Annotated in this window: 9 protein-coding genes; 6 read left to right on the top strand and 3 right to left on the bottom strand. The window is 51.0% G+C overall.

All coding sequences use genetic code 11. The features are described 5' to 3' along the window. Nucleotides 1-66: 66 nt before the first annotated feature. Both JSQ97_RS01000 and wbaP read right to left on the bottom strand, forming a co-directional pair. On the bottom strand, nucleotides 67-1,602 hold the full coding sequence (locus JSQ97_RS01000) for a BamA/TamA family outer membrane protein (protein WP_205074326.1): 1,536 nt from the start codon (nucleotides 1,600-1,602) through the stop codon (nucleotides 67-69). Beyond that, nucleotides 1,602-3,032 carry an undecaprenyl-phosphate galactose phosphotransferase WbaP gene (gene wbaP / locus JSQ97_RS00995; RefSeq protein WP_205074325.1) on the bottom strand — a complete coding sequence of 477 codons (1,431 nt, stop codon included), beginning with the start codon at nucleotides 3,030-3,032 and terminating at the stop codon, nucleotides 1,602-1,604. The genes JSQ97_RS01000 and wbaP overlap by 1 nt, the downstream gene beginning before the upstream one ends. A 243-nt stretch (nucleotides 3,033-3,275) precedes the next feature. Between wbaP and eda the strand changes: the two genes are divergently transcribed. The 4 genes from eda (at nucleotide 3,276) to JSQ97_RS00975 (ending at nucleotide 11,431) form a co-directional block, all read left to right on the top strand. Next, entirely contained in the window at nucleotides 3,276-4,259 is a 984-nt protein-coding gene (gene eda, locus JSQ97_RS00990; RefSeq protein ID WP_205074324.1) for a bifunctional 4-hydroxy-2-oxoglutarate aldolase/2-dehydro-3-deoxy-phosphogluconate aldolase, read from the top strand. Nucleotides 4,260-4,265: 6 nt separating this feature from the next. Further along, complete coding sequence (locus JSQ97_RS00985) at nucleotides 4,266-4,976, top strand: tRNA 2-thiocytidine biosynthesis TtcA family protein (RefSeq protein ID WP_205074323.1); 711 nt, start codon at nucleotides 4,266-4,268, stop codon at nucleotides 4,974-4,976. A gap of 103 nt (nucleotides 4,977-5,079) precedes the next feature. Further along, nucleotides 5,080-8,022, top strand: a complete 2,943-nt coding sequence (gene uvrA / locus JSQ97_RS00980; RefSeq protein ID WP_239446819.1) for an excinuclease ABC subunit UvrA — start codon at nucleotides 5,080-5,082, stop codon at nucleotides 8,020-8,022. A 7-nt stretch (nucleotides 8,023-8,029) separates the two neighbouring features. Beyond that, nucleotides 8,030-11,431: an LPS-assembly protein LptD gene (locus tag JSQ97_RS00975; RefSeq protein WP_205074322.1), complete on the top strand. Its 3,402-nt coding sequence runs from the start codon at nucleotides 8,030-8,032 to the stop codon at nucleotides 11,429-11,431. Between the two features lie 54 nt (nucleotides 11,432-11,485). Here JSQ97_RS00975 and JSQ97_RS00970 read toward each other — a convergent pair whose 3' ends face one another. Further along, a complete protein-coding gene (locus JSQ97_RS00970; protein ID WP_205074321.1) occupies nucleotides 11,486-12,169 on the bottom strand; it encodes a hypothetical protein in 684 nt (227 codons plus the stop codon). Between the two features lie 212 nt (nucleotides 12,170-12,381). Between JSQ97_RS00970 and JSQ97_RS00965 the strand changes: the two genes are divergently transcribed. After that, nucleotides 12,382-13,011, top strand: a complete 630-nt coding sequence (locus JSQ97_RS00965) for a penicillin-binding protein activator LpoB (protein WP_239446816.1) — start codon at nucleotides 12,382-12,384, stop codon at nucleotides 13,009-13,011. Between the two features lies 1 nt (nucleotide 13,012). Then, on the top strand, nucleotides 13,013-14,614 hold the full coding sequence (locus tag JSQ97_RS00960; RefSeq protein ID WP_205074320.1) for a COG3014 family protein: 1,602 nt from the start codon (nucleotides 13,013-13,015) through the stop codon (nucleotides 14,612-14,614). Nucleotides 14,615-14,645: the final 31 nt, after the last annotated feature.

Raw genomic sequence — 14,645 nt, 5'->3', positions numbered from 1 at the left:
GGTATTTCATTTCCCGATGCCAACTTTCCGTATACAGTCGTATTTTCCAAACTCGCATCAGATTTATTAATAATGCAGGCCGATACCGATCGAAAGTTCGTATCGCGATACTTCTCTTCTCCAATCGGTATTGATAAAGCGTTTGAGGAAGTAACGCCCCGCATCGATTCCGAGGCTGGCACGGAACTGTATGCTTTTCCAACTTTCGGGGAAAACGATCACTTCCAAACCGCCTGCATAAAAGCCGTCTTTGACCGAAAAAATCGTACCCGCCGCTTTATTGTGTATAAGCGCAAAGTCGATAAAAGGGGCAACCTGCACTTCGAAATTGAGCTTGCGCATCACTCTGTTTTTTTCGAAATGTGTAGCGAACACTCTGACGGGGAAGTCGAGATTGACTGCGAGTGCACCGGTAGTACTGCAAGCATGAGTGCCGCTGTACCCCGACGATGTGCTGAAATACTGTTTGTCGCGGATACCGCGTAAGCGCGGGCCGATATTTTCCGTACCGTTCATCATCATGAAAAAGTAGATATCGCTTGCTATACCGATCCGCTTAAATCCTTTGAAGCCTTTGAATTCGGCGGAAAATTTCGGTTGGAGTTTTTCGTTTTGTACGATATACGTAAAGGACTGCGTCGTCGAAATCGATAAGCCGGTACGCAGATTGTTTTTCCAGTTGATACGCGACGTCCCGATCGTCTGTCCGATGGCGAGCTGGGGACTTGCAAGATCTTCATTCAAAGCATTGATACCGTTGAAATCCCAATAATATTTTGCGCTCATATAGGGCGTATAGTCGACGTTGCCCCAGTTGTCGATACGCTGCAGCACGATGGGAAGCGATACGATACCTTTTTCGGTAAAGTAGATATCGTCGTCGTATTTTTTGTAATCGAAGTCTCGGGTAAACCCTTGCGTGAACGAAAAGTCGAGCGATGTCCGATGTCCGAGAGGTACCGAAAAATCGAGTCCCGTCGCCGTATCCCATTCCGGAGACGAGTGTCCGATCGTATAGGATATGCCGTAGCTGTTTGTCCACGTGGCATTGAGATTTGCAAGTCTGAAAGGAATGTCGAATGCCATGTTCACGCCCATCGTGATGCCCATATCGTCGACGACGTGTTTCATTTCGGTATCGTCTTCATCGGTTTTAAGCAAAAAATTCACATCGGCCGCCATGCTTTTCATCGTTCCGAAAAAGTTCGTATCTTTCAATTTCAGTTTCAGCGTGAGACCGCTGTTCGAATCGTATTTCGGATACGGAACGATGATAAAATGAAACGAGTCGTCAAGACGCACCGTTAAATCCGCGATATACAAATCCGCCTGCTCATCGAAGAGGCGTGTCGAATACTCGACGGAAACTTCATCGAAGAGACGCGTATTTAAAAGGCGCTGGCGATAGTCGTCGATGTATTTTGCAAATGCGACTTCATCGGGAAAAATGATCGTTTTATCGATTTTTACTTCACGTTCGACAACCGATTCCTTTGTCATGCCTTCGATGACATAACGTACGGAATTGATCCGATATGACGAGGAAAATGCGGAAACAAGCAGTTCAAACAAAACCGCAAAAGCGATACAATACTTTTTCATTAATACGCACCTTTCCTTTTAAATACGACCCATACGGTTTTTATGATGAGCCATATATCGAGCCATATCGACCAGTTTTGAATATAGTATGTGTCGAGCGTAATGCGCTCTTCATATTCCGTGTCGCTTCTGCCCGATGTCTGCCACATACCCGAAAGACCGGGCGTTACCGAAAGGATATAATCGGCTTGGGAGCCGTATTTGGCAAGCTCACCCTCGGTGACCGGACGCGGGCCGATAAAACTCATTTCGCCTGCAAGGATATTCCAAAATTGGGGCAGTTCGTCGATGCTCGTCTTTCTGATGAATTTTCCGAACGGCGTAACGCGCGGGTCGTCGACGAATTTTCGCTCGCGCTCCCATTGTTCGCGCATGTCGGGATTTTTCGCGAGGAGCGCGTCGAGTTTTTTGTCGGCATCTTTGCACATGGAACGGAATTTCCAGCACTTGAGCGGTTTGCCGTTTTTGCCTACTCTCAGATGTCCGTAAAAGACCGGACCGGGGGACGTGATTTTGATGATGAGCGCGACGACGATGCACAGCGGCAGCACGAGCGGAAACGAAACGATGAGGAGCGCGATGTCGATGGCACGCTTTGCAAATCGGTTCGTTTTTTTCGTGAGGTTGTGTGTCGATGCGAAACCGACGATGCCGCCGATATCCTTTATCTGCGGGGAACCTGATATGGATCTGTTTTGGTGTTTTGAAACGGTGATCGTGTAGCGGTATACCTGCATGATGTCCGATACGTCGGTTTTTTCGTAATCGCAGAGGATAGCCGCTTTTATTTTGAGAGAGCGGATCGTATCGAGCAGCTCTTTGCTCGGGGAAAAGACGGGAATGCTGTCGTAGGTATTGCTTGCGATGGAGCCGCTGTTTATGATGACGGCGGGTTTATAGCCCAAGTCGGATCTCTCGAGCATTCGGTTTATGACCGCGTCTCCGCTCGAATCGGTACAGTAGATGACGGCCGGCAGTCCCCACCAGTGATAGGTACCGAATGCGAATCGCGCGATTTGCCGTGCGATCGGTAAAAAAATCGTCGCAAGGGGAACGGCGAGCATGAGCGCGATCGCGACGGCGATGCGCGTTTGATCGTCAGCGACGAGAATGCTGATCGCGATGCCGACAAAGCTGAAAAACGTACAGATGCTGAACCGTTTTACTTCTTCAACGGGGGATATCATGATGCCCGGATAAAGCCCCGCCGCATAAAAAACGACGAGTATGAGCGGCAGGTAAACGCTGTATGTGACAAAGGATCGGAAGTTGATAAACGAATTGTTGATCGCATTGATGATAAAAAAGCTCGTGCCGATGCTGAGCATGAGGGCGGCGGCATCGACGAACATTAAAACAAGCCCTACGAGAAATGAGCTGGTGCGGTGAAAATTCCGTTTGTAATAGCGAAGAAATTCGTCGATTGTCATAACATTTTATTCTTTATTTTATAGTAAAAATGTAACGATGTCAAATCGATTGCCGCGATTGTCCGCGATTATCGCCATATCCATCGAAATTGTATGACCTAAGCGATGTCAAATCGATTGACTCAATATGTTGCAATGCGCTGTACTATCCTTCGGTCTCCGTGATATACTGTCAAAGCGGAATCGCATTTTCAAAGTCACCTCGAAAAACTGCAGCTTTTAGAGGTGCTCAGGGGTATCGATATGTTTGAAAAAGAATACGATGTATTGCATAAAACGGGTATCGTTCCCGTCGTAGCGCTCGATTCGCCGGATGACGCGGTTCCGCTTGCGAACGCTCTCCTTAAAGGAGGCATCACTGCGATGGAGATCACCTTCCGCAATCCGTCCGATTATAAAGGAAGTGCGCGCGCGATACGCGACGTACACGAAAAAGTTTCCGAGATGCATGTCGGAGCCGGTACCGTGACGAGCGTCGATCTTGCAAAGGCTGCGATCGATTCGGGTGCAAAGTTTATCGTCTCTCCGGGTTTTAAAGAAGAGGTCGTCGATTATTCCATTGCACACGGTATCGTCACGTACCCCGGAGTTTCTACGGCGAGCGAAATTACGGCTGCCGCTGCAAAAGGTCTTTCCGTACTCAAATTTTTCCCTGCAGAAATTTCAGGCGGTGTCGCTGCGCTCAAAGCTTTTGCCGGTCCCTTTCCGTGTATAAAATTTCTTCCGAGCGGCGGATTGAATCTCGACAATATGGGAAATTATTTTGCGCTGTCGAATGTCGCGGCCGTTTCCGGCAGCTGGATGGTGAAAGGCAGCCTTATCAAAGCGAAACGATGGGATGAAATTACGCGCTTGTCGAAAGAAGCGGTCGAAGCTTCTCTCGGATTCGGTTTTGCTCATGTCGGCATAAATTTTCACGGAGAGGGCGAATGCGCGGAAGGTGTCAAAGAACTCGAAGCGTTCGGATTTAAAGGCGTCGAAGGAAAATCGTCGTGGTTTTGCGGAACCGAATTCGAATTGATGAAAAACGGCGTAAAAGGCAAAAACGGACACATCGGAATTCTGACGTACAATATCGAACGCGCGCTTACGTACCTTGCCGATCGCGGTTTTAAACCCGTCGCCGACAGTGCACAGTGGACGGGGGATGCGAAAAAGTCGCCGCTGAAATTCATCTATCTCGATAAAGAGATCAACGGTTTTGCCGTCCATTTGAAAAAGCGCTGAAGCGAGATGGCCTCTCATCCGAAACTGCAAAGCCTTATCGATAAAGCCGTTTTCGATTACGCGATGATCGAAGACGGAGATCGCATCCTCGTGGGCGCGTCGGGCGGAAAGGATTCGACCGCTCTCACAGAGTATTTTGCGCTCCGCTCATTGCGTCCCGATTGCAGTTTTTCATATAAAGCCGTTGCGATACAAAGCGATTTTGCGCCCGCTTTTCCCGAAGGCATCGCGCGCTTATTTTGCGAGTGGGGCGTGCCCTTTGAAATCATCGGCGTCGACGTGCTCGCTCGGCTCAAAAAGGGACAAAAGATGAACTGCTGGTGGTGTTCGACGCAGCGGCGGACGGAACTTTTGAATTATGCGATCGAACATAAATTCAATAAAATCGCGCTCGGTCATCACCTCGACGATATCCTCGAAACGCTTCTCATGAATATGCTCGAGCGGGGCGAACTTTCGACGATGCCGCCGAAACTTTCGTATGAAAATTATCCCGTTACGATTTTGCGCCCGCTGTGCTATGTCGGCGAAAAAACGCTCGTCGATTACGCCCGGCAAAAAGGTTTTGCATCTTCCGTCTGTACCTGCGATTATCAGGATAATTCGGGCAGGAAAAAAGCGCGCCTTTTGCTCGAAGGACTTACCGACGGAAACGATGCGAAAAAGATGCGCCTTTTTTTATCGCTGAAAAACATCCGAAGCGAATACCTGCCGTAGACTTTACGGAACATCCGGTGAGGGGCGGCCGCTGCAGCGGAAAATCCTACATTAAAAAATCGCCTTGAGCGCGAAGCTCTTATGCGCTATACTTATGTGTACTATGGCATCATCCGCATCTTATCAGTTGAAAAAATATGCGAAAAATATCGCGCCCGTCACGGGCGAAAAAATAAGTATCAGAGGCGCGCGCGAGCACAATCTGCAAAACGTCGACATCGATTTGCCGCGCAATAAACTCGTCGTGCTTTCCGGTCTTTCCGGTTCGGGAAAATCTTCGCTTGCATTCGACACACTCTTTGCCGAAGGGCAGCGGCGTTATATGGAAAGCCTCTCGTCGTACGCGCGCCAGTTTTTGGGTACGATGGACAAACCCGACGTCGATTTGATCGAAGGGCTCTCTCCTGCGATTTCGATTGAACAAAAATCGACGAACAAAAACCCCCGTTCGACGGTCGGCACGATCACCGAAATCTACGATTATTATCGCCTTCTCTTTGCACGCATCGGGCACGCGCACTGTCCGAACTGCGGACGCGAAATCGCCGAACAGTCGGTCGACCAAATCATCGACACGATGATGAGCTGGCCTGAGGGTACGAAGGTGCAGATACTTTCGCCGGTGGTACGCGGAAAAAAAGGCGAACATCAAAAAGTATTCGAAGACGCGCGGAAAGCGGGTTTTGCGCGCGCACGGGTGGACGGCGTTATGGCCGATTTGGAAGACAATGTCAAACTCGACAAGCAAAAAAAACACACGATTGAAATCGTCGTCGACAGAATTATCATTTCGCCTTCCGTGCGCAAGCGTTTGGCGGACTCGGTCGAAACCGCGCTCAAAAGTTCGAACGGCACTATCATCGTCACGAAAAAAAACGATGCTGCAGGCGGGGAAGCATCTTCAGAAGCCGAAGTGTTTTTTTCGCAAAAGAACGCGTGCCCCTCCTGCGGTATTTCGATTCCCGAACTGCAGCCGCGCCTCTTTTCATTTAACAATCCTTTCGGCGCCTGCCCCGAATGCACCGGTTTGGGCGAAAAGATGGAATTCGATTTGAATCTCATGATTCCCGACGAATCGAAATCTTTCGACGAGTGGGCTATCCTTCCGTACAATCCTTCGTCCGCGTGGAATACGGCGCGCATACAGGGGCTGGCGGATGCGTATAAGTTTACGCTTTCGACGCCGATCGAAAAATTGACAAAAAAGCAGCGAGATGCGCTTTTGTACGGTACGAAAGACGCTATCCACTGGGAATACGAAAAGCAGAGCGGGGAAGGGTATTCGGTGTACGATCAGGCGTGGCCGGGTCTCTTCGACGATATGAAGCGGCGCTACACGGAAGCGTGGGGCGATCAGATGAAGACGAACCTCGAAAAATACATGGCGCACCGCGAATGCGCCGCGTGCCGCGGAAAAAGACTTCGTCCCGAAGCGCTCGGTGTTACGGTCGGCGGAAAAAATATTTGGGAAATCACCGAATTTTCCGTTCTCGATTCGATCGATTTTTTCGACAAGATACGATTGACGAATTCCGAAAGCGAAATCGCGTCCCAAGTTTTAAAAGAGATACGCTCGCGCCTGCGCTTTTTGAAAAACGTCGGACTCGATTATCTGACGCTTGAACGTGCGGCGGAAACGCTGTCGGGAGGCGAAGCGCAGCGGATCAGACTTGCCACGCAAATCGGAAGCGCCCTCGTCGGCGTCATGTACATACTCGACGAGCCGTCGATCGGGCTGCATCAGCGGGACAATCAAAAACTGATCGATACGCTGACCTACCTCCGCGACGCGGGCAATACGGTTATCGTCGTCGAGCACGACGAACAGACGCTTCGAACCGCGGACTACCTCGTTGACTTGGGACCTGCGGCGGGCGTGCACGGCGGCCGCGTCGTTGCGGCGGGAACGCCCGAACAGGTTTCGCGCGTCGCCGAAAGCGTTACAGGTCAATACCTTTCGGGAAAATTGCGCATGGCGATTCCTGAGGAACGGAGGGGCGGCAACGGGAGCTGTATCGAACTTACGGGAGCGACCGAGCACAATTTGAAAAACGTTTCCGTAAAGATTCCCCTCGGCACTTTTACATGTATAACGGGCGTTTCGGGATCCGGCAAATCGACGCTGCTTTCCGACGTGCTCTATCCCGCGCTCAGCAATAAGCTTATGCGTACAAAATACTCTGTCGGCAAATTCGAAAAGATCGAAGGCGTTTCGAATATCGACAAAGTTATCAATATCGATCAAAGCCCCATCGGGCGCACGCCACGGTCGAACCCTGCGACATACGTCGGACTTTTCAGCGGCATACGCGATCTCTTTGCCTCTCTTCCCGAATCGAAAGCGAGAGGCTACGGCCCGGGCAGGTTCAGCTTTAACGTAAAGGGCGGCAGGTGCGAAAATTGTCAAGGCGCGGGGACTATCGTCATCGAAATGAATTTTTTGCCCGACGTGTACATCCAGTGCGATGTCTGCGGCGGAAAGCGCTTTAACAAAGAGACGCTCGACGTAACGTACAAGGGCAAAAATATCAACGACGTGCTCAATATGACGATCGAAGAAGCGTGCGATTTTTTTGCGGGCATCCCGCACGTTGCGCGCAAGCTCGAAACGCTGAAGTCGGTCGGACTCGGCTATATTCAGCTCGGTCAGTCGGCGCTCACACTTTCCGGCGGAGAAGCGCAGCGCGTAAAGCTAGCGACCGAACTCGCGCGCACTTCGACGGGCAAAACGATGTACATACTCGACGAACCGACGACCGGTTTGCACTTTGCCGATGTCATGCTGCTCATGGAAGTGATCCGGCGCCTCGTCGACGCGGGAAATACGGTGATCATGATCGAACACAACCTCGACGTTATCTGCCAAGCCGATTGGATAATCGATTTGGGGCCGGAAGGCGGTTTCCGCGGCGGAAATGTCATCGCGAAAGGGACGCCCGAAGAAGTTGCCGAAGTCAAGCAATCGTATACGGGCTCTTATATCAAAGAGATGCTCGAACGTGAAAAGCGCCGTCCCGCCGTAAAAAAATCGGCACGGAAAAAATGATTGAAAGATGATTGCGCCGAAACGCCGTATCGCTAAATTATTAATTTTTTTGCTCGTCTTTTTTTCTGCCGGTGTACATCGCGCAGCTGCGGCGGACGACGCATCGGTGCCGCGTACGGTGCAGGATGAAAAAACCGTCATCACGATAGAGCATTCGCAATCGACATCGTACGAAAAAAACAAAGAGACGGGAAACGATACGATCGTGCTTTCAGGCGATGTCCGCATTTCCGTTGCAAAGGGAAACACGAAAACGACGATCTGCGCCGAGCGAATCACCTACGACCGAAAGACGCAGATGATGTACGCGTCCGGCGGTGTATCGATGGAACAGACGGGCAGTGCCGCCGGCAACAGTACGGCAACCGCGTCGTCACTCATGTTCAACACGTCGACGCTCGAAGGCGTATTCGACGACGGGCGCATAGTGCAGACGCAGACGGATTCGATCAATTTGCCGTCGGGCTCGACGCTCATCGTCGCATCCGATATGTTCGGAAGAAGCGAATCGAATACGGTCGCTTTTAAAAACGGCAGTCTCACGTTTTGCGACGACGAAAATCCTCACTGGCACATCGACGCGACGCGCATTTGGCTGCTTCCCGGCGGCGAGTTTGCGTTTTTCAACGCGCTCTTATACGTCGGTGTCGTGCCCGTACTCTACCTTCCGGCATTTTATTATCCGAAAGACGAACTCATCTACAATCCCGTATTCGGCTACGATGCGCGGCGCGGGTATTTTATTCAAACGACCGCATACCTCTACGGTCGAAAGCCGCTGTACGTTCCGAAAGATACGTCGAAAAAGAAAGACGAAAGCGACGACAGCGATAACCTGAAAGCGCTGTTCAATTTTATACGGCCGTCGACGCTGAAAAAACAAAAACTCGAAGGGATCGTACTGCACAACCTCGACGAAGATTATACCGGCGGTACTGCGAATTATTTTAAAATCATGGGCGACTGGTATTCGAATCTCGGATTTTTGACCGGCTTCGAAGGCGTCTTTAAACCGAACGATTATATCACCGAAATTACTTCGTCGGCACAGCTTGCGTTCAGCAATACGGTGTTTCGAGATGGAGCAGGGAACTATACTCCGTACGATGCATCGGGAAATAAACGGCGCGATACGTCCAATTTTATGGGTGTCGAAATGCCGTTTCGCTACGGCGCGAATTTTAAATTCGTTTTGAGTAAACCTTTTTCGCTGTCGCTGTCGATGCCGGTGTATTCCGATCCTTTTATCACCGACGATTTTTCGGAGCGCAATGAAACGATGGATTGGATCGGCTATCTCACATCGATGGGAACCGATTCGGGAGAGACGAAGACGGTGAATGAAATATCGTCGTTTTCATGGACGCTTGCAAGCTCCTATTCGCTGCCGTCTTCGGTTCTCGTCATCCCGTATATTTCCTCGTTGTCGTTGTCGCTCAACGCGTCGGTCGTATACAGTTCTGTTTTTAACAAGTCTTTTCCGAGTGAAAGTCCTTCTCCCGAACGTAAATTTTATTATCCGTCGCAGATCACGCCGGCGACGGCTTCTCTTTCGCTTTCGGGAACGATTTTTTCGTATCCGGAGAAGGGAACGAATTCGGCAAAAAAGAACGCGCTCGAAGTTCCGCTCATCGCTCCCGACGAATTGAAAACGGCAAAGGAGATTGCCGACGAAAAGGCGAAAACCGCAGCGGCAAAAGCTGCAGAAAAGACGGACGGCGCGACTGCCGCGCAGGCGGAAGGAAACAGTGCGACGGATGCCGAGCTCACGCGATCGGATACGGCGCAAGCTGGAAGTGCGGACGCGGCACGGGGCGAAAGCGAGGCACAGAATGCGGCGGTTGCGGACAGTGCGAAAGTATCAGACGGCGCGGAAGCGAAAGAAGATACGAAGTTTTTCGAAAAAGCGCTGCCGCCTCTCACGGCTTCATCACCGGCCGTTACGTTGATCCCCGGTTTCGAGTATAAGCTTTCGTATTCGCTGAAGCCGACGTTTACTTCACAGATCGCGTATTCGTCGACGGGTTTGGATAAGCCCGAAGATTTCCAATGGAGCAGAGTCCGCTCTTCGATGTATACGCTCAAAACGCCGCTCGTCCTCGATTCGGCTGCAAGTTACGGCGGGAGCTTTTTCAATCTTACGAACGGCGTGTCGTACAGTCCCGTCATTCAGCGTCACCCGTATATTTCGACCGATACGGCGGCCGGCGGTTATACGCAGAGCGCCGTCAATTCTCTCAAAGTGGCCGACTTTAAAGCGTCGACGCAGGAAATCGTCAATACGAATTCGGTGAGCGTAAAACCGCTGTACTATATCGGCATGTTTAAAAATACGGGGCTTTCGTATAATTCGACGATCAAATTGTTCAGAAGCGAATTCCTCGGAACCGATGCCGACAATCCCGATTGGAGATATTACGGCCCCGATTTTACCGACAAAGATTCGGTAACCGCTCATCAGCTCGCCTTTACCTATGCGATGAACGAGAGTGACGCTTTTTCGCAGTCCCTCGTGCTTTCGATGACGCTTCCGCCGCAAGTCGACGAATACACGGGAACGCTTTCGCTTGCCTTTCCGTTTACGACCTTTTCGCTTTCGACGGGATTCAAACAAAAGAGTGCGACCGATACGACATGGGAGCGAAAGCTTGTACAACAGGCGCTTACGATTTCACTTTTTAATAATACATTCAAGTTTACGGAGTCGTACAACTATAATTGGGAAAACTACCACGACGATGCGCTGCGTTTGACGCTTTCGTGGCAAGGACTCGAGTCGTCGTATACGATGTCGTATACGAAAGGCTATGATTTCGATACGGCGACGGGATGGAAAGTGCGCTCCAAAGAAGAGTTTTTGCCGTATTCGTTTTCGCTTGCCTATACGCTGCCGAAAGACACGTGGTGCTTTTGGAAAAATCGCGTCAAAATCGCACCCGGACTTTCGACGAGCGTCGTCGCAGATCTCCTTCGTCCGACGAACAGCTATTTTCTCTTTACGCCGTCTCTTAATTTTGAAATTAATAAATTCCTCAAATTTACGTTTTCATCGACATCGCGCAATTCCGTGCTTTACCGTTATTTTCAAAAGATGCTCGGAGAAGCGGGACGCATTCCCGGCGAGACGAATATGCTCCTCGATTTACTCAATTCGTACCGGTTCGACGACGAAAGCAAGCGAAAGGCGTCGGGTTTCAAACTGCAGAGCTTAAACTTTACGCTTACGCACGATCTGCACGATTGGGATTTCAATACGACGTTTAAAGTTGCGCCGCGCTTCGTCACGGACAAAGGGAGAAAATATTACGATTTCAATCCCTATGTGACGATTGCGGTCGTGTGGCGTCCGATGGAAAGCATGAAGACGAAGATCGTCGATAAATACGGTGAGTGGGAACTGAACCCGTAAGCGGGTGCCGATCAATGCGCAGGGCATAAGCGGTACCCGCAAAATCGCATCGATTTATTTCGTACGGGAGAGCGTACCGGTGATGCGCAGTATGTTCTTTTTAAACGTAAATTTTACATTTCCGTCGTAGTGATAGGCGGCATCGGGACTGAACGCGTCGCTTTCAAGCGGGATTTTGTTCCAATCGATATCGGCCATATTGCTTGCATCTCCGCCCGCTTTTAAGTATTCGGGTTTGATGACGAAGCCGTCGCCTTTTTTATCGGTGACGTTTTTTGCGATCTTCGATCCGCTCAACAGGTTGAAGTTTCCTTTTTTATCGGTTTTCAATTCGAAGGCGTTCGTTTTGCGGACAAAGCGCACGGTGATGCCGCTTGCATCTTTCGTCACTTGGAGCGCGTGGCTTTTTACAAAGGACGGATCGGCAAGCGCAAATAAAAATACGCTGCGAAGTCCGGCAGGCATTGAAGCTTTTCTGTCAGCCGTCGGTTCGGCGAAGCGGACTGCGTTGAACGCTTTTGTGGAACCTTTGAGACTCGCGCCCGATGTAGCGTCGAATTTGTCCTGCACTGTTTCGTTCCCGACCGTCCACGTAAAATAATCGGCGTCGTGGTTTTTTACCGAAAGATCCATTTTGTAATCGATCTTTACGTCGGTCGCCGGATCTGCGGCGGCAAACGAAAGCGCTGCGGCAAAAAGCAGAGCCGCCAGTACACGCGTCATTGTCGTTTTTTTCATATACATACCCCTTGTGATATAGATTATGTCGTTCCGCTGCTCCGACTATACGGAGGATACGAAACGTACGCTTACGGTATAGCGAATTTTACAGATGTTAGCAATAGGTAACCGGCCGCAGGCTGTCCGCAGTTCTCTATCATAAATCCCCGCTTTATGCTACTATGACACGCAACGATATCGATCGATTCGAAACGTATGGGAGTATGAATATGAATACGATTATAGGTATGAATACGAAACGGAGCGGTATATTCGCCGCGGTGATCCTCTGTGCGCTTGTCGCTTCGTCGTGCGGTACTACGAAAGTGAGACGTGTCGATGCCGATAAAATCATCGACATGGACGGCAACTGGAACGACAACGATGTGCGCATCGTCTGTGCGACGCTCATCGCCGACTGTGCGAGTTCGCCCGCCGTCGCGCAATATCGGCGGCAAAACGGACGGAACCCCGTCGCCATCGTCGGGAAGATCCGCAACGACAGCGACGAACACATCGATACGAGCATCGTCGAAAAGCGTTTTCAGAGTGCGATCATCAACAGCGGAACCTTGGATTTCGTTTCCGATAAAAACGAACGCACCGAACTCCGCGACGAACGCCTCGATCAACAGACGAATTCCAGTGCGGAAACGATGAAGCGCTTAAAGAACGAAACGGGCGCCGACGTTATGCTCCTCGGTTCGATCAAGACGATGGTGCAAAAAGAAGGGCGGAAATCGGTCCGCGCATATTTCGTATATGCCGAACTGCACGACATTGAAACAAACAGGATTTTGTGGAGCGGTGAAAACAGCGAAATCAAAAAAGTGATAAAGCGTCCGGCAGCAAAGCTCTAGCATGAAGCGGGCGGAATGCAGCAGCATAAAATATGTGCTGCGAATCGGCATCGCCGCAGCGTGTATCTGCGTCTTCGCATCCTGCGCTTCCGCGCCCAAGGGGGATGCGGAAGCGCTCATTCATACCGACTCGCGTCCGCATGCCGTTAAAAAGAAAAAGTACAATGAAGCCCGTTTTTACAAAGCTCTCGACGACGGGGACTTTGAAAGTGCTACGGCGTTTTTGCTCGGACAAAAGATCACAAACAGAGAGCGTATCCGCCAATATCTCGATCTCGCCTTCGCCGAGCATTTCGGCAAAGTCTACGATTCGTCGATCGAAGTATGCAATAAAGTCGATGCGCTCATGGAAGACGCCGTTACGAAGAGCGTTACCCGAACCGTGCTTTCGGCGACGCTGAACGAAAATGCGTCCGAGTATTCGGGCAGGGTGTATGAGTACCTCTACGTAAACCTCTTCAACGCGCTCAATTATTATCATAGGGGCGATATGGAAGGCGCCCTTGTCGAAATCAGAAAGATCGGCAACAAACAGCGCGAATACATAGCGAAGTACGGAAAAGCCGTGCTCGCAAAGGATGCTCCGCAAAAGCGCGAAATTACCGATGCCGATTATGCGGCGGCAATGTTCGGTATCAATATGCCCGCGCTCATCGCAAAGTCGCCGCCCCAAGCGACAAAGGACGACGTGTTCCGCGATTCCGCCGCTTCCCGCTATGTGAGCATGCTCTTCCGGCTCATGAACGGAGACGCAGACGACGCGCGGATCGACGCCGATGTCATTGCAATGCTCAGTCCCCGTTTTCCCGCTGCACAAATGCTTGCGATACCGGAGGGCAAAGGCAGGCTCGACGTGCTCGCGTTTTACGGTCTGATCGGAAGGAGATACGAGCAGTCGTTTTATTTTCCGGGCGATGTCGTCAACGGGCTCGCAGGCCTCAACTTCAGCGTCATCGGTATCGGTTCGTCCGCGATGATCGTGATGCCCCCGTTTCCGAACGGTGTCGTCATCCCCGCCTTCCGCCTGAAGTTCGTGTATCCGGCCTTCGATGCGTCGTCGATACGGCAGCATATCGCGGGAGTGCGGATACTCGTCTCCGATGTAAACGCATCCGGTATCCTCACGGAAGGGAAGGGGGAAGCGGCTGCTGTATGCGACCTCAGCCTCCTTGAAGATTTCAACGATGCCGTCGATAAGGATGTGCGCACCCATGCGGCAAAAGCTTTTGCAAGGAGCGTCGTTCGGAGCCTTCTCAAAAAGTCCGCCGCCGTCACTGCGGGGGAAGCGACGCTCGCCGCGCTCGCCGATAAAAACAGCAATAAAAAATCGTTTGCAGATGCGCTGTTGTACGAGCTTGCCTATCTCAGCGTCTCGGCTGCGATCGATGCGGTCGATGCGGCGGAAACTGCGGACGTTCGCCAAAGCGTGTGCCTGCCCGCGCGCGCCTACGCCGGCGGATGTGCCGTCGACCCCGGAAGCTACGACGTTACCGTGCAGTATGTCGACGCGTCATCGAATATCGTCTTCCAAGAACGCTTTGCATCCGTCAAAGTGGAATCGGGCGTTCCCGTCCTCATCGAATCGTCGTATATGAAAAAGTGAGTTGCCCTTCCCGATGAGAGGCGATTTGACA

The organism is Treponema sp. Marseille-Q4523 (assembly GCF_016901105.1).
GTDB lineage: Bacteria > Spirochaetota > Spirochaetia > Treponematales > Treponemataceae > Treponema_D.
This window is presented reverse-complemented; position numbering and strand designations above follow the sequence as displayed.

Bases quoted from the DNA above. Each gene is read 5' to 3' on its own strand.
- JSQ97_RS00965 (WP_239446816.1), top strand. From the start codon at position 12,382: ATGAATACGATTATAGGTATGAATACGAAACGGAGCGGTATATTCGCC.
- JSQ97_RS00960 (WP_205074320.1), top strand. From the start codon at position 13,013: ATGAAGCGGGCGGAATGCAGCAGCATAAAATATGTGCTGCGAATCGGC.
- JSQ97_RS00975 (WP_205074322.1), top strand. From the start codon at position 8,030: ATGATTGCGCCGAAACGCCGTATCGCTAAATTATTAATTTTTTTGCTC.
- wbaP (WP_205074325.1), bottom strand. From the start codon at position 3,032: ATGACAATCGACGAATTTCTTCGCTATTACAAACGGAATTTTCACCGC.
- JSQ97_RS00985 (WP_205074323.1), top strand. From the start codon at position 4,266: ATGGCCTCTCATCCGAAACTGCAAAGCCTTATCGATAAAGCCGTTTTC.
- eda (WP_205074324.1), top strand. From the start codon at position 3,276: ATGTTTGAAAAAGAATACGATGTATTGCATAAAACGGGTATCGTTCCC.
- JSQ97_RS01000 (WP_205074326.1), bottom strand. From the start codon at position 1,602: ATGAAAAAGTATTGTATCGCTTTTGCGGTTTTGTTTGAACTGCTTGTT.
- uvrA (WP_239446819.1), top strand. From the start codon at position 5,080: ATGGCATCATCCGCATCTTATCAGTTGAAAAAATATGCGAAAAATATC.
- JSQ97_RS00970 (WP_205074321.1), bottom strand. From the start codon at position 12,169: ATGAAAAAAACGACAATGACGCGTGTACTGGCGGCTCTGCTTTTTGCC.